Origin of the sequence: Falsiroseomonas sp. HC035 (assembly GCF_050563525.1) — a bacterium.
Lineage (GTDB): Bacteria > Pseudomonadota > Alphaproteobacteria > Acetobacterales > Acetobacteraceae > Falsiroseomonas.
The window spans coordinates 202,484-223,183 of record NZ_JBNXUN010000008.1; the positions used below are offsets into that span (position 1 = coordinate 202,484).

General features: G+C 72.4%; 20 protein-coding genes. 8 read left to right on the forward strand and 12 right to left on the reverse strand.

The genetic code is table 11. The features are described 5' to 3' along the window. Positions 1-6 precede the first annotated feature (6 nt). From trbJ to trbB, 5 genes are read right to left on the reverse strand one after another with little or no spacing between them, the layout of a single operon-like run. The gene (gene trbJ / locus ACLF3G_RS18170; protein WP_430670823.1) at positions 7-756 is read right to left on the reverse strand and encodes a P-type conjugative transfer protein TrbJ; all 750 of its coding nucleotides are present in this window, start codon (positions 754-756) and stop codon (positions 7-9) included. Further along, positions 753-3,191, reverse strand: coding sequence for a conjugal transfer protein TrbE (trbE, locus tag ACLF3G_RS18175; protein WP_430670824.1), 2,439 nt, complete (start codon positions 3,189-3,191; stop codon positions 753-755). Before trbE ends, trbJ begins: the two co-directional genes overlap by 4 nt. 7 nt (positions 3,192-3,198) lie before the next feature. Further along, on the reverse strand, positions 3,199-3,471 hold the full coding sequence (locus ACLF3G_RS18180; RefSeq protein WP_430670825.1) for a VirB3 family type IV secretion system protein: 273 nt from the start codon (positions 3,469-3,471) through the stop codon (positions 3,199-3,201). Continuing rightward, positions 3,471-3,791, reverse strand: coding sequence for a TrbC/VirB2 family protein (locus ACLF3G_RS18185; RefSeq protein WP_244408599.1), 321 nt, complete (start codon positions 3,789-3,791; stop codon positions 3,471-3,473). Before ACLF3G_RS18185 ends, ACLF3G_RS18180 begins: the two co-directional genes overlap by 1 nt. Beyond that, positions 3,788-4,756, reverse strand: a complete 969-nt coding sequence (gene trbB, locus ACLF3G_RS18190; protein WP_430670826.1) for a P-type conjugative transfer ATPase TrbB — start codon at positions 4,754-4,756, stop codon at positions 3,788-3,790. The genes ACLF3G_RS18185 and trbB overlap by 4 nt, the downstream gene beginning before the upstream one ends. A 712-nt stretch (positions 4,757-5,468) precedes the next feature. On the opposite strand from trbB, the gene mbhE reads away from it, so the two are divergent. The 7 genes from mbhE to mnhG are packed head-to-tail and all read left to right on the forward strand — an operon-like array spanning position 5,469 to position 11,186. Continuing rightward, a complete protein-coding gene (gene mbhE, locus ACLF3G_RS18195; protein ID WP_430670827.1) occupies positions 5,469-7,745 on the forward strand; it encodes a hydrogen gas-evolving membrane-bound hydrogenase subunit E in 2,277 nt (758 codons plus the stop codon). Next, complete coding sequence (locus ACLF3G_RS18200; protein ID WP_305670637.1) at positions 7,745-8,152, forward strand: MnhB domain-containing protein; 408 nt, start codon at positions 7,745-7,747, stop codon at positions 8,150-8,152. The genes mbhE and ACLF3G_RS18200 overlap by 1 nt, the downstream gene beginning before the upstream one ends. Positions 8,153-8,188: 36 nt before the next feature. Beyond that, complete coding sequence (locus ACLF3G_RS18205; RefSeq protein WP_305670636.1) at positions 8,189-8,590, forward strand: sodium:proton antiporter; 402 nt, start codon at positions 8,189-8,191, stop codon at positions 8,588-8,590. Beyond that, positions 8,587-10,098 carry a proton-conducting transporter membrane subunit gene (locus tag ACLF3G_RS18210; RefSeq protein WP_430670828.1) on the forward strand — a complete coding sequence of 504 codons (1,512 nt, stop codon included), beginning with the start codon at positions 8,587-8,589 and terminating at the stop codon, positions 10,096-10,098. Before ACLF3G_RS18205 ends, ACLF3G_RS18210 begins: the two co-directional genes overlap by 4 nt. After that, a complete protein-coding gene (locus ACLF3G_RS18215; RefSeq protein ID WP_430670829.1) occupies positions 10,095-10,436 on the forward strand; it encodes a Na+/H+ antiporter subunit E in 342 nt (113 codons plus the stop codon). The genes ACLF3G_RS18210 and ACLF3G_RS18215 overlap by 4 nt, the downstream gene beginning before the upstream one ends. After that, positions 10,433-10,723, forward strand: a complete 291-nt coding sequence (locus tag ACLF3G_RS18220; RefSeq protein WP_430670830.1) for a monovalent cation/H+ antiporter complex subunit F — start codon at positions 10,433-10,435, stop codon at positions 10,721-10,723. Before ACLF3G_RS18215 ends, ACLF3G_RS18220 begins: the two co-directional genes overlap by 4 nt. After that, the gene (gene mnhG, locus ACLF3G_RS18225; RefSeq protein WP_430670831.1) at positions 10,716-11,186 is read left to right on the forward strand and encodes a monovalent cation/H(+) antiporter subunit G; all 471 of its coding nucleotides are present in this window, start codon (positions 10,716-10,718) and stop codon (positions 11,184-11,186) included. The genes ACLF3G_RS18220 and mnhG overlap by 8 nt, the downstream gene beginning before the upstream one ends. Before the next feature lie 198 nt (positions 11,187-11,384). On the opposite strand, the gene ACLF3G_RS18230 is transcribed toward mnhG, so the two are convergent. Together ACLF3G_RS18230 and ACLF3G_RS18235 are read right to left on the reverse strand one after the other, a co-directional pair. Then, a complete protein-coding gene (locus ACLF3G_RS18230) occupies positions 11,385-12,101 on the reverse strand; it encodes a cytochrome c biogenesis CcdA family protein (RefSeq protein ID WP_430670832.1) in 717 nt (238 codons plus the stop codon). A 7-nt stretch (positions 12,102-12,108) separates the two neighbouring features. Then, entirely contained in the window at positions 12,109-12,507 is a 399-nt protein-coding gene (locus ACLF3G_RS18235; protein WP_430670833.1) for a thioredoxin family protein, read from the reverse strand. A gap of 240 nt (positions 12,508-12,747) precedes the next feature. Between ACLF3G_RS18235 and ACLF3G_RS18240 the strand changes: the two genes are divergently transcribed. Next, the gene (locus ACLF3G_RS18240; RefSeq protein WP_430670834.1) at positions 12,748-13,749 is read left to right on the forward strand and encodes a calcium/sodium antiporter; all 1,002 of its coding nucleotides are present in this window, start codon (positions 12,748-12,750) and stop codon (positions 13,747-13,749) included. A gap of 12 nt (positions 13,750-13,761) precedes the next feature. On the opposite strand, the gene ACLF3G_RS18245 is transcribed toward ACLF3G_RS18240, so the two are convergent. The 5 genes from ACLF3G_RS18245 to ACLF3G_RS18265 form a co-directional block, all read right to left on the reverse strand. Then, complete coding sequence (locus tag ACLF3G_RS18245; protein WP_430670835.1) at positions 13,762-15,201, reverse strand: GntP family permease; 1,440 nt, start codon at positions 15,199-15,201, stop codon at positions 13,762-13,764. Continuing rightward, positions 15,198-16,286, reverse strand: a complete 1,089-nt coding sequence (locus ACLF3G_RS18250; RefSeq protein ID WP_211848964.1) for a patatin-like phospholipase family protein — start codon at positions 16,284-16,286, stop codon at positions 15,198-15,200. Before ACLF3G_RS18250 ends, ACLF3G_RS18245 begins: the two co-directional genes overlap by 4 nt. Then, positions 16,283-16,777, reverse strand: coding sequence for a phosphate-starvation-inducible PsiE family protein (locus ACLF3G_RS18255; RefSeq protein ID WP_430670836.1), 495 nt, complete (start codon positions 16,775-16,777; stop codon positions 16,283-16,285). The genes ACLF3G_RS18250 and ACLF3G_RS18255 overlap by 4 nt, the downstream gene beginning before the upstream one ends. 41 nt (positions 16,778-16,818) lie before the next feature. Beyond that, positions 16,819-19,629 carry a cation-transporting P-type ATPase gene (locus ACLF3G_RS18260; RefSeq protein ID WP_430670837.1) on the reverse strand — a complete coding sequence of 937 codons (2,811 nt, stop codon included), beginning with the start codon at positions 19,627-19,629 and terminating at the stop codon, positions 16,819-16,821. Positions 19,630-19,672: 43 nt separating this feature from the next. Continuing rightward, a protein-coding gene (locus ACLF3G_RS18265) for an IS630 family transposase (RefSeq protein ID WP_430670838.1) occupies positions 19,673-20,618 on the reverse strand; the annotation gives its coding sequence in 2 pieces (ribosomal slippage) (positions 19,673-20,278 and positions 20,280-20,618; 945 coding nt in all). Between the last annotated feature and the right edge of the window lie 82 nt (positions 20,619-20,700).

The window sequence follows — 20,700 nt, forward strand, 5'->3', positions numbered from 1 at the left end:
CACGGCTCAGCGGCCATGGAACATCTGCGCCGAGCCCGGCTGGTAGCCGGCGCCCGGGGCGAGGAAGCGCTCCAGCTGCTCGCGCGCCTGCTCCTCGCCGCTGGCCACGCGCGCGGCCTCGAGCGCCTGGGCGCGGCCCTGCGCGGCAAGGAGCGCGGTGAGGTCGGCGATCTGCTGCGACTGCAGGGCGAGGAGCTGGTTGCCCGCCTGCGCCGCCTGAAGCGCGCCGGTCGCGCCCTGGCTCTGGCCGATCAGCGCCTCGATCTCGGCGCGGGTGCCGGTCAGGTTGCCGACCACGGTCGCCTGGGTCATCAGCGCGTCCTGGAAGCCGGCGACGGAGGTCTGCCAGCGCTCGCGGGCATTGGCGAACATCTGTTGGCTGGAGCCGAGCGAGGCCGCGCTGCCATAGCCCTGCGTGAAGGCGCGCTCGATGTCCGTGACCTCGTAGGCGAGGCGCTGGGCGCGGGCGATCAGCTGCTGCGTGCGCGCGAAGGACTGCTGCAGCCGCATGAGCGAGGAGTAGGGCAGGCTCGCGAGGTTGCGGGCCTGGTTGATGAGCATCTGCGCCTCGTTCTGAAGCGAGGCGATCTGGTTGTTGATCTGGTCGAGCGCGCGGGCGGCGGAGAGGATGTTTTGGGCGTAGTTCCACGGATCGAAGACCGTCCACTGCGCTTGCGCGGGCGTGACCGTGACGGGGAACGGCAGGGCGAGGAGGGCGGCGGCGAGCAGCGCGGCGCGGAGCGGGCGGCGGATCATGGCGCGGTGGCCTCCGGAGGGTCGGGCAGGAGCTCGGCGGCCCAGTCGAGGCCGCGGCGCAGCAGCCAGGCGCGCGCGAAGCCGGCGCGGCCATGGGTGGCGAGGGTCTCGGCGAGGGCGGCCTGGTCGGTCTTGGAGGAGGCCGCGCAGAAGGCGAGCGCGACCTCCGACAGCCCCAGCTCGAAGAGCCGGTTGCCGCGACGGGACTGGCAGTAGTAGTCGCGCTTTGGCGTCGCCCGGGCGAGGATCTCCGTCTGCCGGTCATTCAGCCCGAAGCGCGCGTACATCGCCGTGATCTGCGGCTCGAGCGCGCGCTCGCTCGGCAGGAAGATTCGCGTCGGGCAGCTCTCGATGATCGCCGGCGCGATGGCCGAGCCATCGACGTCCGCGAGCGACTGCGTCGCGAAGATCACCGAGGCGTTCTTCTTGCGCAGCGTCTTGAGCCATTCGCGCAACTGCGCGCCGAAGGTGGCGTCGTCCAGTGCCAGCCAGCCCTCGTCGACAATGATCAGCGTCGGGCGGCCGTCGAGGCGCCGGCCGATGGCGTGGAAGAGATAGGCGAGCACCGCGGGGGCGGCGGCGGTGCCGATCAGTCCCTCGGTCTCGAAGGCCTGGACCTCGGCCTCACCCAGCCGCTCCGCCTCGGCGTCGAGCAGCCGGCCCCAGGGGCCGGCGAGGGTGTAGGGCTCGAGCGCGCGCTTGAGCGCCTGGGATTGCAGCAGCACGGCGAGGCCGGTCAGCGTCCGCTCGTTGGTGGGCGCGGAGGCAAGGCTGGTCAGCGCGGACCACAGGTGATCCTTCACGGTCGGGTCGATCGCGACGCTCTCGCGCGCGAGCATGCCAGCGATCCATTCCGCCGCCCAGGCGCGTTCCTCCGGTGCGTCGATCCGCACCAGCGGCTGCATCGCGACCGGCTCGGCCATGTCGCCGGCCAGCGCGCCGCCGAGATCGTGCCAGTCCCCGCCCATGGCAATCGCGGCGGCACGGATCGACCCGCCGAAGTCGAAGGCGAAGACCTGGGCGCCCGCATAGCGGCGGAACTGCAGCGCCATCAGCGCCAGCAGCACCGACTTGCCCGCGCCGGTCGGGCCGATCACCAGCGTGTGCCCGACATCGCCCACATGCAGCGAGAAGCGGAACGGCGTCGCGCCCTCCGTCCGCGCATGGAAGAGCGGCGGGCCGCCGAGATGCCCGTTCCGCTCCGGCCCGGCCCAGACGGCCGAGATCGGCACGATGTGGGCGAGGTTGAGCGTCGAGATCGGCGGCTGCCGGACATTGGCGTAGAGATGGCCGGGCAGGCTGCCGAGCCAGGCCTCGACGGCGTTCACCCCTTCGCGGATGACCGCGAAGTCGCGGGACTGGATGACCTTCTCGACCAGGCGGAGCTTGTCGTCGGCGGCGCGGGCGTCCTCGTCCCAGACCGTGACGGTCGCAGTGACATAGGCCCAGCCGGCGATGTCCTGGCCGAGCTCCTGCAGCGCCTCGTCGGCGTCGGCCGCCTTGTTGGCGGCGTCACTGTCGAGCAGGACGCTCTGCTCGTTGGTCATCACCTCCTTGAGGATCGCGGCGATCGACTTGCGCTTGGCGAACCACTGGCGGCGGATGCGCGTCAGCAGCTTCTGCGCGTCCGTCCGATCGAGGCAGATGGCGCGGGTGCACCAGCGATACTCGAAGGCGAGCGCGTTCAGCTCGTCGAGAATCCCGGGGAAGGTGGCGCTCGGGAATCCGATGATGGTGAGCACGCGCAGATGCGCCTCGCCGAGCCGCGGCGCGAGGCCGCCCACCAGCGGCTGGTCGGCCAGCAGCGCGTCGAGATGCATCGGCGTCTCGGGCACGCGCACAAGGTGGCGGCGGGTAGAGACCGTCGAGTGCAGGAAGGTCAGCGTCTCGGCATCGTCGAGCCAGCGCGCCTCCGGCACGAAGGCCTCGATCTGGTCGAGCACGCGGTCGGTGCGGTCGATGAAGTTTCTGAGCGCGTCGCGGCCACTCGTCACATCCGCGCCCTCGGTGCCCTCATAGAGAAAACCCTCGGCACGGGCGGCGTCGTCGGCCGGCGGTAGCCAGGCGAAGGTGAGGACGTAGCTGCTCTCGAAATGCGCGCCGGCCTCCTCGAACTGGGCGCGGCGTTCGGCGTCGACCAGGGCCGAGACGGGATCGGGGAAGGTGCTGGCGGGGTAGCCGCGGGCCGGCACACGCTGCGCCTCCGCGAAGACCGTCCAGCCGGAGCCGAGGCGGCGCAGTGCGCCGTTCAGCCGCGCGGCGGTTGCGGCAAGCTCGGCCGGCGTGGCGCTGTCCAGGTCCGGGCCGCGGAAGCGGGCGCTGCGCTGGAAGGAGCCGTCCTTGTTCACCACCACGCCCGGCGCGACCAGTGCGGCCCAGGGAAGGAAGTCCGCGAGCGTCTGGGGCTTCCGGCGGTATTCGGCGAGGTTCAGCATCGCCGCCTCACGCGCGCAGCCAAGCGGGGTAGCGCAGGTGCCGGCGCACGACCTCGACGAACTGCGCGTCGCGCCGCGCGGCCCATACGGCTGCGAGGTGGCCGACCAGCCAGATCAGCACGCCCGCGACCCAGAGCCGCAGCCCGAGCCCGATCGCCGCGGCGAGCGTGCCGTTGGCGATGGCGACCGCGCGTGGCGCGCCGGCGAGCAGGATCGGCTCTATCAGCGCGCGGTGCACCGGCGCCGAGAAGCCCGGAACCGGATCGGGCAGCGCGGCCATCAGATCAGCGCCCCGCCACCGAACTGGAAGAAGGACAGGAAGAAGCTCGACGCCGCGAAGGCGATCGAGATCCCGAAGACGATCTGTACAAGCCGCCGGAACCCGCCCGAGGTGTCCCCGAAGGCCAGCGTCAGGCCGGTAACGATGATGATGATCACGGCGATGATCTTGGCAACCGGCCCCTCGATCGATTCCAGCACCTGCTGCAGCGGCTGCTCCCAAGGCATGTTGGAGCCGGCGGCGTGTGCGGGCGCCGTGAGCGCGAGGCACAGCGCGAAGGCAGCCGCGCCGGCGAGGCGCGTGCGCAGCGTGGACGTCATGGGGAGTCTCCTGCTGGGGTGAGGTCGTAGTCGCCGGTCGCGGTCAGGCCATGGACCTGGGCGAGCTCGGCAAGACGGCGGTCGGCACCGCGGCCGGCGAGTACGGCGATGACGTCGATCGTCTCGGCGATCAGCGCGCGCGGGACGGTGACGACGGCTTCCTGGATCAGCTGCTCGAGCCGGCGCAGCGCGCCGAGGGCGGAGCCTGCGTGGATGGTGCCGATGCCGCCGGGATGGCCGGTGCCCCAGGCCTTGAGCAGGTCGAGTGCCTCCGCGCCGCGCACCTCGCCGATGGGGATGCGGTCGGGGCGCAGGCGGAGCGCACGCCGGACGAGTTCGGAGAGCGAGGCGACGCCATCCTTGGTGCGGAGTGCGACCAGGTTCGGGGCGTGGCATTGAAGTTCACGCGTGTCCTCGATCAGCACGACGCGGCCGCCCTCGCGCGCGACCTCCGCGAGCAGGGCGTTGGTCAACGTGGTCTTGCCCGTGGAGGTGCCGCCGGCGACGAGGATGTTTCGACGGTCCGCGACGGCGGTGCGCAGCGCGGCGGCCTGCCCGTCCGTCATGATGCCGGCGGCGACGTAGTCCTCGAGCGTGAAGACGGCGACGGCGGGCTTGCGGATCGCGAAGGCCGGGGCCGCGACGACCGGCGGCAACAGGCCCTCGAATCGCTCACCCGTGTCGGGCAGCTCCGCCGAGACGCAGGGGCGGTCCGCATGCACCTCGGCGCCGACATGGTGCGCGACGAGGCGGATGATGCGCTCGCCGTCGGCGAATGCAAGGCGCTGGCCGGTGTCGGCGAGGCCCTCCGCGAGGCGATCGATCCACAGCCGGCCGTCGGGGTTCAGCATCACCTCGACGACGGCCGGGTCCTCGAGCCACGTCGCAATGCCCGGGCCGAAGGCCGTGCGCAGCATCCGCGCGCCCCGGGCGGTCGTCTCGGCCTTGAGCGGGTGCAGCGACATGCGGTCCCCGTGGTGATGCCGCGGCGGAGGCGCCGAAGCGGGCGGGGACGATTAGAGAGCGGCAGGTAGGGGCGGGTTCAACAAGCACGACGGTCGCGTAGTGGCGTGGCGCATGACGGCAGGCGAGTGGCGACCTCAACCCGATCCAACAGCGCGTCCGGGAAGTTCGAATTCGAGCTACGGGTTTTGCGGGCGGGCGCCGGCGCACGGTGAGCATCATGGACATTCCGACGATGGCGGTGGCGATCCTGCAATGAACCGATTGACGTCACGAGCGAGGCGGCCGTTGCAGTCAGCCCACAGGTGTTGCAGAACCACGGCGAGACGGCGTGGGCCTCCGGCCGCCCCGTGCGTCAGGCCGGGGCGCGTCTCCAAGCGACAAGCCGCAAGCGTCAAGGCGCAACCGCCGCAAAGGGAGAAGCGCCAAGCGGAGACAGCCTCGCTCGACCTGTGCTTGCGTGGCATCTGGCTGCGTTGGACCCAGATGGTTCTCGACCTCGGGACGCGTTAGCGCCGGTCATCCGTCGTGCGGAAGAGGACCGCGAGGACTGGGCCCATCACGGGGGCCGTCGTCACGGGGCGAAGTTTTCGGAACCCGCACATATCCCCACGTTCCGGCGCCAGCGCCGTTCGAAAGCAGAAGCGGCATCCGCATGGCTTCGTATCGCGGTGCGTCCTTTACCTGCCGGTGCGAAGCCTGCAAACAGGCGGCATGCTCGCGCTGCCCGCCATTCCGCTCCTTGCCCTGGCCTGCGTCCCGCTGGTTGGCTGGGGGCTGCGCCGTGCCCCCGTCATGGCGCCCTGGCTCGCCGCGCTCCCGGCGGCGCTGTTCCTGCTGGTCCTCACGACCCCCGACGGGGCCATGTTCAGCCTGCCTTGGATCCCGACGCTCGGCGTAGAGCTCGCTTTCCGCCTCGACGGCCTGTCGCGCCTTTTCGCGCTGCTGATCGCCGGCATCGGTGCCGGCGTGTTCCTCTACGCTGCCGCCTATCTTGAAGGGCACCCGCTGCTGCACCGCTTCCTCGCGGTGCTCACGCTGTTCATGGCGGCGATGCTGGGCGCGGTTCTGGCCGACGACCTGCTGCTGCTGTTCGCCTTCTGGGAACTCACCAGCCTCGCCTCCTTCATGCTGATCGGCTTCGACGCCCATCGCGCCGAGGCGCGCCGTGCCGCGCAGCAGGGGCTGATGGTGACGGTGGCCGGCGGCCTCGCCATGCTCGCAGGGCTCCTGCTGCTGGGGGATGCCGCCGGCACCTTCCGCATTTCCGCCATCCTGGCGCAGGGCAGCACCCTCGCCGCACATCCGGCGGCGCCCTGGATCGTGGTGCTGATCGCAATCGGTTGCTTCGCCAAGAGCGCGCAGTGGCCGCTGCATTTCTGGCTGCCCAACGCCATGGTCGCACCCTCGCCGGTCTCGGCCGATCTGCATTCGGCCACCATGGTGAAGCTCGGGGTCTATCTGCTGGCGCGGCTGAATCCCGCCTTCGAGGCGCTGGCGCTGTGGCAGGGGCTGCTCATCGGCGTCGGCACCGCCACCATGCTGGCGGGCGCGGTGCTGGCGCTGCGCGAGCGCGACCTCAAGCGCAAGCTCGCCTGGTCCACTGTGGTGGCGCTCGGCACGCTGGTCGCGTTAATCGGCATCGAGGACCCGCTCGCCGCGACCGCCGCGGTCGTCTTCCTGCTGGTCCATGCGCTTTACAAGGCGAGTCTTTTCCTGATCGCCGGCATCGTGGACAAGAAGGCCGGCACGCGGGACGCGATGCAGCTGCGCGGCCTGGGCCGCCGCATGCCCATCACCGCGGCCGCGGCGCTGCTGGCGGGGCTCTCCATGGCGGGTGCGCCGGGCTTCATCGGCGCCTTCGCAAAGGACCTGCTGTTCACCGTGCAGCTCGGCGTGCCGAGGCTGCTGCCGGCGGTCGCGCTGCTGGTGAACGCGGCGATGGTGGTGGTGGCGGGCGTGGTGGCGGCCCGGCCATTCATGGGCAAGCCGATGGAAACCGGGGGCGTCGCGAAGGACCCGGCGGTTGCGCTGCTTGTGGCGCCGATCGTTCTGGCAACGCTCGGGCTCGTGTTCGGCATGGCGCCGCACCTCATCTCAGCCGCCATCATCGAGCCTGCGGCCGGCGCCATCCTCGGCCGGCCGACGGGCATCGCACTCGGCGAGAAACAGGGCGGCACGGTGGTGATGACCATGTCCTTCGCCGCGCTCGGCCTCGGCCTGCTGATGTTCCTGGGCTGGCGGCGCCTGCAGCCCACGCTGGCTGGCCAGACCTGGCTCGACACCTACGGTCCGGACGCCGGCTATGGCCGCGCGATGCGCGCCGTCTCGGCCGTCGCCGTGGCGCTCACGCGCCGGGTGCAGGGCGGCAGCCTGCGCGGCTACCTGGCGGCGAACCTCGCATTGGTCTTCGCCGGCGCGGCGCTGGTTCTGGTGGCTCGCGGGGGGCTCGCGCTGCCGCTGCCCGGTCCGTGGGCCGGGCCGGCACAACTCGCGCTCGCGGCCGTCATCCTCGCCGGCGCGCTGGCCGCCTGCCGGCTGCGTGCGCTGTTCGGCCAGGTGATGGCGGCAGCACTCGTCGGTTTCGGCGTCGGCATCCTGTTCCTGACGCTGGGCGCGGCCGACCTCGCCTTCACCCAGTTCACCGTCGAGATCCTGGCCATCGTGCTGCTGGTCGCGATTCTGGCGCGGCTGCCCTTCCACGCGCCGGACGCGCGGCGCGCGCCGGAGCGCCGGCGCGACGCGCTGCTCGCCGCCGGCGTGGGCGCGGCCGGCACCGCCATCCTGCTCGCAGTGCTGTCGGTGCCCTTCGACCCCTTCATCACCGAATGGATGGGTAAGGCCGCCGTGCCGGAGGCGAAAGGCCGCAACGTCGTCAATGTCATCATCGTGGATTTCCGGGCGCTCGATACGCTGGGCGAGATCGCGGTGCTGCTGATCGCAGCACTTGCCGCCACGGTGCTGCTGCGCCGGACCGGGAAGCCGGGCTGATGCTGGACAGCCTGATCCTGCGCGCCTCGGCGCGCTACGTGCTGTGGGCCTGCGTCGCGCTGTCGGTCTTCGTGCTGCTGCGCGGCCACAACGAGCCGGGCGGCGGGTTCATCGGCGGGCTGATCGGCGCGCTCGGCTTCGTCTTCCACGCCCTGGCGCGGGGCCCCCCGGCGACGCGGCGCGTGCTGCGGCTCGACCCGCTGGCCTGGGGCGGCATCGGGCTGCTGCTGGCCGCCGGCTCCGGCCTGCCGGCGCTGCTGCTGCACGCCGAACCGCTGCTGACGCACCAGTGGATGGAGGGCCTGCCGATCGGCACCGCGATCCCCTTCGACATCGGCGTCTATCTCGTGGTGCTGGGCTTCGCGCTGGCCTTCGTGCTGCCCTTCCTGGGCGAGGACGCGGCATGAAGGCGGCACGGTTCGCACGGGCGGGGCGGCTCTAAGATGGAAACGCTGCTCGCCCTGCTGTTCGGCCTGCTGCTGGCCGCCGCCTGCTACATGCTGCTGGCGCGCTCGCTGCCGCGCGTGATCCTCGGGCTGATGCTGCTCGGCAACGCCGCGAACCTGTCGATCATCGCCGCCGGGCGCGTGGCCGGCACGGCGCCGCCGCTGGTCGAGCGCGGCGCCCAGGCGCTCGCCGCCGGCGCCTCCAACCCGCTGCCCCAGGCGCTGGTGCTCACCGCCATCGTGATCTCATTCGCCCTCACGGCCTTCGTCATGGTGCTGGCCTGGGCAACCTGGCGGGCCGAGGGCACGCTCGACCCCGAGACGCTGCGCCGCGCCGAACCGCCGGCGCTGCCCAGCACCGACAAGGAGGCCGCCGCCGAGGCGGAGGCGCGGCCATGATCGCCTCGCGCGCCGACTGGCTGCTGGCGCTGCCGGTGCTGGTCCCGCTGATCGCCTGCGCGCTGTCCGCGGCGCTGCGCGGGCGGGCGCGCGCGCAGCGCCTGGTCACCGGCAGCGCCGCCGCCGCGATGCTGCTGGCCGCCGGCGCGCTGGTCGCAGAGGTGGTCCGCCGCGGCGTGATCGCGACCCAGATGGGCGACTGGGCGGCGCCCTTCGGCATCACGCTGGTGGCCGACCTGTTCTCCTCCGCGATGGTCGCCATCACCGCGCTGATCTATGCCGTGACCGCCGTCCAGGCCCATGCCGACCCTGGCGTGCGCGCTGAGGAAGGGCTGTGGCACCCGCTGCTCGCGGCGCTGGTGCTCGGCGTGGCGGGCGCCTTCCTGGCCGGCGACCTGTTCAACCTCTATGTCTGGTTCGAGGTGATGCTGATCGCCTCCTTCGGCCTGCTCGTGCTGGGCGGCGGGCGCGCGCAGCTCGACGCGGCGGTGAAATACGCGGTGCTGAACCTGGTGGCGACGACGGTGTTCCTGATCGCCGTCGGCCTCGCCTATGGCCTCACCGGCACGCTCAACCTCGCCGACATGGCGCGGCGGATGCCCGAGGTGCCGAACCAGGGCGCGGCGGCGGCGGTGGCCTTCCTGCTGCTCGCCGCCTTCGGCGCCAAGGCGGCGGTGTTCCCGCTGTTCTTCTGGCTGCCGGCCTCCTACCACACGGCGGCCGCACCGGTCGCGGCCATCTTCGCCGGGCTGCTCACCAAGGTCGGTGTCTATGCGATGATCCGCGCGGTCACGCTAGTCTTCCCGGCGGGGCAGGACTGGATGGCGCCGCTGCTCTGGGCGGTGGCGGCCGGCACCATGGTGGTGGGCGTGCTGGGCGCGGCGGCGCACTGGGATCTCCGGCGCATCCTGTCCTTCCACATCATCAGCCAGATCGGCTACATGATCGTGGGCCTGGCGGTGGCCACGCCCTTCGCGGTCGCCGGCGCGGTGTTCTACATCATCCACCACATCATCGTGAAGGCGAACCTGTTCCTGGTGGCGGGCGCGATCCGCCGCGCCGGCGGCAGCTTCTCGCTGGCCGCGCTCGGCGGGCTGTGGCGGCGCGACCCCTGGCTCGGCATCCTGTTCGCGATCCCGGCCCTGTCGCTCGCCGGGCTGCCGCCGCTGTCGGGCTTCTGGGCCAAGTTCATGGTGGTGAAGTCGGGCTTCGACGCGGGCTGGTACGCGCTCGCCGCGGTGGCGCTCGGCACCGGCATCCTCACCCTCTACTCGATGCTCAAGATCTGGATCGAGGCGTTCTGGAAGGAGCCGCCGGAGGGCGCCGCCGTGGTCGCGCTGGCCGGGCGCGAGCGCTGGCTGCTGCTCGGGCCCGTCGCCGCGCTGGCGCTGGTCACGCTCGGCATCGGGCTGTGGGCCGAGCCCTTCGCCGCCTATGCGCTGGCCGCCGGCGAACAGCTCACGAACCGCGAGGCCTATATCGCCGCCGTGCTCGGAGCCCGCCCGTGAGCCGGCCGCGCCCCTGGAACCTCCTCGCCTGGCTGTGGCTCGCGGCGCTGTTCCTGCGCGAATTGCTGCTCTCGGCCGCCGCGGTGATGCGCGCCACGCTCTCGCCGCGGCTCGAGCTGCGGCCGGGGATCGTCGCGGTGCCGCTCCGGCTGCGCTCGGCGGCCGGCGTCACGCTGCTCGCCCACATGGTGACGCTCACCCCCGGCACCACGGCGCTGCATGTCTCGCGCGACCGCAAGGTGATGTATGTCCACGCGATGGACGCGGCGGATCCCGACGCGGTGCGGGCCTCCATCGCCGAGCGGCTGGAGGCGCCGGCGATGCGCGTGCTGCCATGACCCTGATGGGCGCGGCCCTCGCGCTCTCGGCGCTGCTGCTCGCCGCCGCGGTGGCGCTCACCGGCTGGCGGATGCTGCGCGGCCCGGGTATCGCCGACCGCGCGGTGGCGATGGACCTGCTCGGCCTGCTCGCGGTCGGCGCCACCACGCTGGCGGCGGTGGCCGGCGGGCATCTCGCGCTGCTCGACATCGCGCTCGGCCTCGGGCTGGTGGGCTTCGTCGGCGCCGTCGGCGTCGCCGCCTTCATCACCCGCGCCTCGCGCCCGCCGGAGGCGCGCGATGACTGAGATCCTGGCCGCCCTGCTGCTGGTGCTCGGCGCCGCCATCGCGCTGATCGCGGCGATCGGCGTGGCGCGGCTGCCCGACGCCTTCCTGCGGATGCACGCCGCCACCAAGGCCGGCGTGGTCGGCGCCGGGCTGATGCTGGTCGGCGCCGGGCTCGCCTTCGGCGGCGGCGATGCCTGGCTGCGCGTCGGCCTGATCGTGCTGTTCCTGCTGGTCACGGTGCCGATCTCCTCGCATGCGCTGGGGCGCGCGGCCTATATCGGCGGCGCGCCGCTGTGGCCCGGCAGCGCCGATGCGCTGGCCGGCGTGCTGCCGCGCCGATCCATCGACGAGGACGACGGCTTGCCCGTCGCGGCGAAGCAGGCCGCCGCCATACCCCCGCCGGCCATCGAGACCACGCCCACCCCGCCCGGAGGCCTCGCGCGCCCCGCATCCACGGGCGGGACAAGCGGCACGCCAGCCTGACCGGCCCGTTCCGCAGGGGCAATCCTGCCACTCGACAGATGCCGTTCTCCCCGAGTGTCCCACGAGCGGCTGCCTTGCCGGGCAGAGCCTGCGCGAAGGGGCTTCCGGCAGTCAGGCGCCGATGGTGCGCCGTTGCGGCACATCCGGCCCCGCTTGCGCGCCTGCGGATGCCGACCGGAGGTGGAGCCGCGCGCGCGCTCAGAACCGCACGATCATCTCCACCCAGGCATCCGGAAGTGCCGCGGTCACCACGGCCTCGATCTGCTTGTCGAGGCCGGTCAGCACCAGCACCCCGAACAGCGCGAGCGCACCACCCAGCACCGGGCGGATCGCCCCGCCCGCGCCGCCCAGCCGCCGCCTGAGCGCCGGCACCGACCCGCGCGCCGCATAGCCCAGCGCAACCAGCGGCAGCGCGGCGCCGATCGCGAAGGCGAGCATCGTCGCCGCCGCCTGCGGCGCCGTCGCGGCCTGCGCCGACAGCGCGACCGCGGCGCCCAGCGCCGGCCCGGTGCAGGGCGCCCAGGCCAGGCCGAGCACGGCGCCGAGCGCGAACTGCCCGCCGATGCCGCGCGCCGACATCCGCGCGGCATGGGCGGCGACCGGCCGCAGCGCGTGCTCCGCCGCCGCCGACAGCCGGGCCGCCACCGACGACACCAGCAGCGCCGCCCCGGCCAGCAGCATCAGCACGGCGGCGCCGACGCGCAGCACCTCGCCGTCCAGCCCGAGCGCAAAGCCGGCGAGGCCGAGCAGCATCCCCGCACCCGCGAAACTCAGGGCCAGGCCGTCGGCCAGCGCCAGCGGGCCGAGGCGATGCTCGGCGCCGGCCGCGGCCAGCACGATCGGCAGGATCGGCAGAACGCAGGGAGAGAGGCTGGCGAGCATCCCCGCCAGCCCCGCCAGCAGCAACGAGACCATCGGCGCGCTACAGCGCGCGCAGCAGCAGGTCGCGAATGGCCGCGCCATCGGTGATGCCGGTCGCGCGCCCGCGCTCCTCGCGCCCGCGCAGCGCGATCAGGGTGGACTGGCTGCGCACGTTCAGCCGGCGCAGCGCGTCCTTCTGGCTGTCGAAGTCGATCGAGAGCAGCACCGCCTCGCGCATGCGCGGATCGGCGGCGACGGCGTCCACATGCGGCTTCTGCGCGCGGCAGGTCGGGCACCAGGGGGCGGTCACCTCGATCAGGATCGGGCGCCCGGCCTCCTGCGCCGCCGCGAAGGCCGCATCGGTGAAGGGCTGGCGCTCGGCGGCGCGGGCCGGCGGCGCGGCGAGCAGCGGCAGGGGGGCGAGAGTGGCGAGGGTGGCGAGGGTGCGACGGCGCAGCATGGGGTTCTCCGGCGGATGGGCTCGCCTCGTCCTTCGTCGGGCGGGCAGCGGCGGTTACGTCCCGGCCTGCGCGCTGGCCGGAAAAGCAACGCAGGCGGTCGGCGGGGCCACTCGCCTCCCGGCGGTTCGCGTGCGGAACAGCCCGCCGCGCGTGACTCGCGCGGACGAATCGGCTCAAACTCCGCGGGCCGGATTTGACCGCCGCCCGCCGGGCGGAAGCTGCACACCTGAGGACCACCCATGCATGACGCTCTTCTGATCGCAGGCGGCCTTGTCCTGCTGGTGGCGGGCGGCGAGCTGTTCGTGCGCGGCGCGGTGCAGATCGCCGAGCGTATGGGCGTGTCGCCGCTGCTGATCGGCCTCACCCTGGTCGGCTTCGGCACCTCGACGCCCGAGCTGGTGACCAGCGTCAAGGCCTCCCTGGCGGACTCGCCGGGGATCGCGGTGGGCAACATCGTCGGCTCCAACATCGCCAACATCCTGGTGATCCTCGGGCTCGCCGCGCTGATCACGCCGATCGCCGTCGGCCGCGGCGCGCTGCGGCGCGACGGGACAATCGTCGCGGCGGTGGCGCTGGCCTTCACTGGCGTCAGCCTGTTCGGCACGCTCGACCGCGCGGTGGGCACGCTGTTCCTGCTCGGGCTGGTCGCCTATGTCGCCTATGCCTGGCGCGAGGAGCGCCGCGGCGAACCCGACCACGCCGCCGCCTTCGAGAAGGCGCAGGCCTTCGAGGAGGTCCACCCGAGCGGGCTGCATGCGACCAACGCCTCGGCGCCGGGGGCGGGCTGGAAGGGGGTCGCGATCTCGGTCGGCTTCGCCTTCGGCGGGCTCGCGGTGGTGGTGCTCGGCGGCGGCCTGTTGGTGGACGGCGCGGTCGGCCTGGCGCGCGGCCTCGGCGTGTCGGAGACGGTGATCGGGCTGACCATCGTCGCGGTCGGGACCTCGATGCCGGAACTGATCACCTCGGTGGTCGCCGCGCTGCGCCGCCACGCCGATGTGGCGCTGGGCAACGTGCTCGGCTCCAACATCTACAACATCCTCGGCATCGGCGGCATCACCGCGCTGATCGCGCCGACGCCGGTGCCCGAGGCGATCGTCAACTACGACAACTGGGTGATGGTGGCGGTATCGCTGCTGCTCCTGGTCGTCGCCCGCACCGGCTGGCGGATCGGCCGCCGCGAGGGGGCGGGGTTGATGGCGCTCTATGCGGTGTATGTCTGGTCGATCTGGCCGGCGGCGTGACGCTGGCCGCGTTCAGAAGGCGCCGAACCGGGCGGTGAGCAGGAGCACGACCACCAGCGCCAGGATCGGCCCCGCGCAGGCGACGGCAAAGATGTCGCCATAGGATTCGCGGTGGGTCAGCCGGCAGATCGCCAGCAGCGTGACCACCGCGCCGTTGTGCGGCAGCGCATCGAGCCCGCCGGTGGCGATGGCGGTCACCCGGTGCAGCACCTCCGGCGCGATGCCGGCGGCAAGACCGCGCGCGAGATAGGTCTCGCCCATGGTGGCGAGCGCGATGCTCATCCCGCCCGAGGCCGAGCCGGTGATGCCCGCCAGGACGTTCACCGCGACCGACAGCGAGATCAGCGGATTGCCCGGCGCGATGCCGAGCACCGCGTCGCGCACCAGGGCGAAGGCCGGCAGCGAGGCGACCACCGCGCCGAAGCCCACCAGCACCGCCGTGTTCAGCGCGGGGATCGCCGCGGCATTGGCGCCGGCGCCAAGGGTCTCGCTCAGCCGCGGCAGGCGGCGGCGGTTGGCCAGCACCGTCAGGACGATGGTGGCGGCGAGCGCGAGCAGGATCGCCCAATACCCGATCAGCTTCGCCGGATCCGCCCCGCCGAGGCGCGGCTCCGGCGGATGCCCGGCGAGCAGGGCGGGCAGGACCACCCAGGCGAAGATCCCGTTCAGCGCCACCACCAGCAGGATCGGCACGGCGGCAAGGGCCAGCGGCGGCGGCGGTGCCGCGGGGGCGCCGTCGCGCAGCGCCTCGGCGATGTCGAAGCCCTCGCCCTGCGCCATCTCGCGCAGCCGCGCCGCGGCCGGCGGCGCTGCCTCCGGCGCATCGGCGGCGAAGCGGCCGCGCCGCGCCCGCCACAGCAGCCAGGCGAGGCCGAAGCCGAGCATCACCGCGCCGCCGATCAGCCCGAGGCCGGGGGCGGCGAAGGCGGTGGTGCCGAAGAAGGGCATCGGGATGGCGTTCTGGATCGCCGGCGTGCCGGGCAGCGCGGACATGGTGAAGGTGAAGGCGCCGAGCGCGATGGTGGCCGGGATCAGTGCGCGCGGCAGGCGGGCGCGGGCGAACAGCTCGGCCGCCAGCGGCTGCACCGCGAAGGCGACGACGAACAGCGACACGCCGCCATAGGTCAGCGCCGCGCAGGCGAGCACCACCGCGGGGATGGCATTGGCCGGGCCGAGCCGGGCCGCCAGCGCCCCGGCCAGCGCGCGCGCCGCGCCGGTATCCTCCATCAGCTTGCCGAAGATGGCGCCGAGCACGAACAGCGCGAGGAACTGCGTGAGGAAGCCGCCGAGCGCGGGCATCATGACATGGGTGAGCGAGGCCAGCGCCGGCGCGCCCGCCGCCAGCACCGCGGCCAGGGCGGCGAGCGGGGCGGCGACCAGCACGCTGACCCCGCGATAGGCGAGCAGGATCAGCAGCGCCAGCGCGGCGAGGATGCCGAGGATGCCGCTCAAGGCAGCATTCCGGCGTCGGGCGGGACGGCCAGCGTGGCGCGCCGGCCGAGATCGGCGCGGTGGCGCGCGAGCCAGGCGCCGGCGGCATCGAAGCCCTGCTGGTGCAGGCACTGCAGATAGGACCACTCGGGCAGGCGCGCCCTGTCGCCGGGCGCGAAGACGCTTTCGTCGGCGCTGATCCGGTGCAGCCGCAGCGAGCCGAGCCGGTTGAACAGCGGCTCGGCGCCGGCACCCGCCCCGCCGCCCTCTGCCAGCGCGCGCTGGAGCGCGGCGATCGCCCGCAGTTCGTTCACCAGGCTCGCGTTGAAGACGATCTCGTTCAGCCGCTCCGCGGTCGCGGCGGCGCCGCGCGGCGCCTCGCGCCGTTCCTGCGGGGTGAGCTGGACGATCAGCAGGTCGCTCGCGTCGGCTTCGGCGATCAGCGGCGCCAGCGGCGGATTGGCCAGGTAGCCGCCATCCCAGTAGGCGCGGCCGTCGATCTCGACGGCGCGGAACAGATGCGGCAGGCAGGCCGAGGCCAGCACAGCCTCGGGCGTCAGGTCGGCGTTGCGGAAGACACGCAAGGCGCCGGTCGCGACGTCGGTCGCCGAGAGGAACAGCCGCGGCGCGTCGGCGGCGCGCAGGCGCTCGAAATCCACCGCCTCGGCCAGCAGGCGGCGCAGCGGGTTGAGATTCTGGCCCAGTGCCGTGCCGCCGCCGAGCCCGCCGATCGCCGTCTCGGCGAAGGCGCGCCAGGCGGCCTGGGTGGCCGACCACAGCGCGAAGGGCGCCCATTCGGGCAGCGCCGCGCCGAAGGGACCGGCCGCGAGCCGCGCCGCCTGCGCCGCGCGGCTGACACTCTTCCAGAACTGCCACAGGGTGCGCTGCGCCGCCGGGCGGCCGCCCTCCATCAGCCCGTGCGCCAGCAGCACGGCATTGACCGCCCCGGCGCTCGCGCCGCTGATGGCCACGATTTCGATGCCGTCCTCGTTGAGCAGCCGCTCCAGCGCGCCCCAGGTGAAGGCGCCATGCGCACCGCCGCCCTGCAGCGCGAGTTCGAGCCGGACCGGCGGCATTGCGGTGCCGGATGGCGGGCGGGCGGTCAAGTGCCGGCGTCCCCGTCGCGGCGGGCTGGCGGTGTTTCGGCGTTGTCCTTCCGCGCCAACCGCACGCTGACCGGGGGCGTGTTCTGGACCAGCCAGTAGCCGACACTCGTTGCGACGACCAGAAGAGCGAGTCCGAACATCTCCATCGGCTGGGTCGTCTCCTGGTCCAGGATGATCAGCTTCCGCGCCACCGCCATCAGGGCGGTGGCGATGACGATCTTGATGTGGATGACTTCCTCGCGCAGGTAGATCGTGATGTTGACGAAGATCTCGATGGCAATCAGCACGGCCATGAAGGCGCCGAAGGTCGCCAGCATGTCGGCAATTGTCAGGATGAAGCGCGGCGGCGAGTTCATACGTTGCCAGATCACCCAGCCGATATCCACGACGCCCATGATGATCACGAAGATCATCATGATCGCCATGGCGCGGACACACATGCGGATGACGTATTGCAGCCGGTCGATGAGGGGTTCCTGGTCCGGCGCCATGTCGGGTCCTTCTTGTTGGGGCGATGGGGGGGGGGTGGCGATCAGGCAGCAGACACGATCAAGGGGCGCAAGCGACGTATCGCCCATTTCTCCATCTCGAGCAGCGCGAAGATCAACACCGCGACCGCCAGCACGGGCAACCCTTCCGCGAGCGGATCCAGCGGCCGGGACGCGAATAGCAACTGCATGGGCGCCGCGTAGGTGAAAAGCAACTGCAGGACGATGACCGCCGCGACCCCGATCAGCACGGCCCGGGTGCCGAGCATGCCGCGCCAGCTCAACGAAGCACCGTGCCGGTAGCGCACGCTGAACAGATAGGCGACTTCGGCCGCCACGAGTGTGTTGACGGCCATCGTCCGCGCCGTCTCGACAGACAGCCCCTGCGCGGTGGCGAATTTGAACATGCCGAAGACGCAGCCGAAGAACAGCAGCGAGACGAAGACGATGCGCCAGACCACGAAGCCGGTGAGGAGCGGCTGGTCGGCCGGGCGCGGCGGCAGGCGCATGGTACCGGGCTCGGTCGGCTCGAAGGCGAGGGTCAGCGCGAGTGCGACCGAGCTCACCATGTTCACCCACAGGATCTGCGTGGGCGTGATCGGCAGCTGAGTGCCGATCAGGATCGCCAGCACGATGCTCATCGCCTCGCCGCCGTTGATCGGCAGCAGGAAGGTGACGGTCTTGGTCAGGTTGTCATAGACGGTGCGCCCGGCGCGCACGGCCGCGGCGATGGTCGCGAAATTGTCGTCAGCCAACACCATCTCGGCCGCCTCCTTGGCGGCCTCCGTGCCCTTGCGGCCCATCGCCACGCCGACATCGGCGCGCTTGAGTGCGGGGGCGTCGTTCACCCCGTCGCCGGTCATGGCGACGACGGCGCCCCCCGCCTGCAGCGCCTCGACCAAACGCAGCTTGTGCTCGGGGCTGGTGCGGGCGAAGACGTCGCTCTCCATGGCGCGCGTGCGCAATGTCGCGTCGTCCATCATGTCGAGTTCCGCGCCGGTGACGACCTTGTCGGCCCCCAGCAGGCCGACCTGGCGCGCGATCGCGCCGGCGGTCGCGGCGTGGTCGCCGGTGATCATCTTCACCCGGATGCCGGCGGCCTGGCACTCCGCCACCGCCGCCACCGCCTCCTCACGCGGGGGGTCGATCAGCCCGAGGAGGCCCAGAAGCACGAGCTTTCCCTCGATGTCGGCGGGCGACAGCGTGTCGGTGCCGTGCGGCAGGCCGGTCCTCGTTGCCACGGCAATCACGCGCATGCCCTCGGCCGCGAGCGTCTCGGCCCGGAGGCGCCAAGCGGCCGCGTCGAGCGGCGCGGCGCCGTCCTCGCACCGCACGGCGGCGCACATGTCGAGCACGCGTTCCGGCGCGCCCTTGACGCAGACGAAGGCCGCCTCATGGCCGGCATGCAGCGTCGCCATGTAGCGATGGCGGCTGTCGAAGGGGATTTCGTCGCGCCGCGGATGGCGCAGCCGCGCCGCCTCGGGCACCAGCCCGGCGCGGGCGGCGAAGGCGAGCATGGCTCCCTCCATCGGATCCCCCGCGACGATCCAGCCGCCATCCGTCCCATCGCGCAGCGCGGCGTCGTTGCACAGCGCGGCGGCCTGGGCGAGTTCCTGGAGCAGGCTGCGCGCCGCCGGCCCCGAGGTCTCGCCCGCACGCGTCACCGTGCCTTCCGGGGCGTAGCCGGAGCCCGAAGCCTCGAACCGCCCGAACCCGGCGTCAGCCACCGCGACCGCCATTTCGTTGCGCGTCAGCGTGCCGGTCTTGTCGGAGCAAATGACCGAGACCGCACCGAGCGTCTCGACCGCCGGCAACTGCCGCACAATGGCGTTGCGCGCGGCCATGCGCCGCACACCGATCGCGAGCGTGATGGTCATCACCGCCGGCAGCCCCTCGGGGATGGAGGCGACCGCAATACCGACCACGGCCATGAAGGCTTCCTCGAGGCCGAAACCGCGAATCTGCCACGCGAAGGCGAAGATCAGGACTGCCAACCCGAGGATAACGACGGTCAGGCGCTTCGCGAAGGCATTCATCTGGCGGAGCAGTGGCGTCATCAGCGTCTGAACGCTGCCGAGCATGCCGCTGATGCGGCCGATCTCCGTTGCGGCGCCCGTGGCGACGACGATGCCCGTCGCCTGCCCCGCGGCGACCAGCGTGCCCAAGAACGCCATGCACGTCCTGTCGCCCAGCGGCGCTCCCGAGGTCACGGGATCGGTGCTCTTGTCCACCGGCACGGATTCGCCGGTCAGGGCGGCTTCCTCGACGCGCAGGCCGCGGGCGCGCAGCAACCGCAGGTCTGCGGGAACACGGTCGCCCGGTTCGAGCAGCACGATGTCGCCGGGCACAAGCTCGGCCGCGATCACGGTCAAGCGCTTGCCATCGCGCAGGACCGAGGCGTGCGGGCTGAGCATGTCACGGATCGCGTTGAGCGCCTGTTCCGCCCGGCCCTCCTGGATGAAGGCGACGGTGGCGTTCACCAGCACGACGCAAAGAATGACGATCGCGTCCTTGAAGTAGCCGAGCGAGGCGGTGATCACCGCCGCGCCGAGCAGGACCTGGATCAGCAGGTTGTTGAAATGCGACAGGAAGCGAAGCAGGGCGCTGCGCCCTGCTGCGGCCGGAAGGGCATTCGGGCCATGCTCGGCGAGGCGCCGGGCAGCCTCGCCGCGGGTGAGCCCTGCGGACCCCGCACCCAGACGCCCCAGCGCCTCCTCCGCCGCGAGGCTGTGCCAGGCGGGACCAACCGCGGTAGGTCCGCGCCCCGGTTCGGCGGCCGGCGGAAGTGACATTCCACATCTCCTCTGACGTCGTGAGACCAAGATGCGTCCGGCGACGAGGAACCGGACGCCCAACCTACGCGGCCCGGGTAATGCGCCGGTCTAGACTATGATCTTTTTACGTTGAAGCGTATCCTGCGTGTCGGAGGTAGTCGGAGCACTCGGCGGGTGTGAACTCGCCGAGGAGGGCGCCGATGCGGTGCCACACGGCGGCGACGGAGCGCTCGTCGTGCTTGCGCAGCAGGGTCTTGCGCTTGCTGAAGACCATCTCGATGGGGTTCAGGTCGGGGCTGTAGGGCGGCAGGAAAAGCAGGTGCGCGCCCGCGGCGCGGATGGCGCGGCGCACGGCGCGGCCCTTGTGGGAGCCGAGGTTGTCGAGCACCACGACGTCGCCCGGCGCGAGGGTGGGGACGAGGAACTGCTGCACCCAGGCCAGGAACAGCGCGGCGTTGATCGGCCAGTCCAGCACGCACGGCACCTCGATGCGGTCGTGGCGGAGCGCTGCGAGGAACGTCATGGTCTTCCAACGTCCGTGCGGCACGCGCGCCACCAGGCGCTGGCCCCGCGGGGCGCGGCCGTGGGTGCGGGTCATGTTGGTCTTGGCCCAGGTCTCGTCCACGAACACCAGGCGCGCGGGGTCAACGCGCCCCTGGTGGCGCCGCCAACGCTCGCGCTCGCGCGCCACGTCCGGCCGCCGCTGCTCGGCCGCGTGCAGGCTTTTTTTTGACGGTGAGGCCCTCGCGGGCCAGGAAGCGCCACACCGCACCGTAGCCCACGCGCAGGCCGCGCACGGCCTCCAGCTCGGCGCGCAGCGCGCGGACCGTGATGTCGGGCGCGGCCGACACGCGGGCCAGCAGCCAGTCGCGCTCGGGCAGCAGCACGAGGCCGCGCGGCTTGCCGCCGGGGCGGGGTGCCGCGCTGCCCGTGTCGCGAGCGCGCTTGGACCAGCGCGCCGCGCTGGCCACGCTCACCACGAACTGCCGGGCCGCCTCCCGGCAACTCGCGCCCGCGGCCATCGCCGACACCACCCGCTCGCGCAGGTCCAGGGAGAGGGCTTGGGCCATCGCGGCTGGCCTCCATCCAGCCAGCAGCGTGAATCACAGAAAGAGCCGCGCCGGAATCCCAAACGTGATTCCACACAAGGGA

Bases quoted from the DNA above. Each gene is read 5' to 3' on its own strand.
- ACLF3G_RS18180 (WP_430670825.1), bottom strand. From the start codon at position 3,471: ATGGCCGCGCTGCCCGATCCGGTTCCGGGCTTCTCGGCGCCGGTGCAC.
- trbB (WP_430670826.1), bottom strand. From the start codon at position 4,756: ATGTCGCTGCACCCGCTCAAGGCCGAGACGACCGCCCGGGGCGCGCGG.
- trbE (WP_430670824.1), bottom strand. From the start codon at position 3,191: ATGCTGAACCTCGCCGAATACCGCCGGAAGCCCCAGACGCTCGCGGAC.
- ACLF3G_RS18185 (WP_244408599.1), bottom strand. From the start codon at position 3,791: ATGACGTCCACGCTGCGCACGCGCCTCGCCGGCGCGGCTGCCTTCGCG.
- ACLF3G_RS18230 (WP_430670832.1), bottom strand. From the start codon at position 12,101: ATGGTCTCGTTGCTGCTGGCGGGGCTGGCGGGGATGCTCGCCAGCCTC.
- mnhG (WP_430670831.1), top strand. From the start codon at position 10,716: ATGACTGAGATCCTGGCCGCCCTGCTGCTGGTGCTCGGCGCCGCCATC.
- trbJ (WP_430670823.1), bottom strand. From the start codon at position 756: ATGATCCGCCGCCCGCTCCGCGCCGCGCTGCTCGCCGCCGCCCTCCTC.
- ACLF3G_RS18255 (WP_430670836.1), bottom strand. From the start codon at position 16,777: ATGGCGCCGGACCAGGAACCCCTCATCGACCGGCTGCAATACGTCATC.
- ACLF3G_RS18240 (WP_430670834.1), top strand. From the start codon at position 12,748: ATGCATGACGCTCTTCTGATCGCAGGCGGCCTTGTCCTGCTGGTGGCG.
- ACLF3G_RS18200 (WP_305670637.1), top strand. From the start codon at position 7,745: ATGCTGGACAGCCTGATCCTGCGCGCCTCGGCGCGCTACGTGCTGTGG.
- ACLF3G_RS18235 (WP_430670833.1), bottom strand. From the start codon at position 12,507: ATGCTGCGCCGTCGCACCCTCGCCACCCTCGCCACTCTCGCCCCCCTG.
- mbhE (WP_430670827.1), top strand. From the start codon at position 5,469: ATGCTCGCGCTGCCCGCCATTCCGCTCCTTGCCCTGGCCTGCGTCCCG.
- ACLF3G_RS18220 (WP_430670830.1), top strand. From the start codon at position 10,433: ATGACCCTGATGGGCGCGGCCCTCGCGCTCTCGGCGCTGCTGCTCGCC.
- ACLF3G_RS18205 (WP_305670636.1), top strand. From the start codon at position 8,189: ATGGAAACGCTGCTCGCCCTGCTGTTCGGCCTGCTGCTGGCCGCCGCC.
- ACLF3G_RS18210 (WP_430670828.1), top strand. From the start codon at position 8,587: ATGATCGCCTCGCGCGCCGACTGGCTGCTGGCGCTGCCGGTGCTGGTC.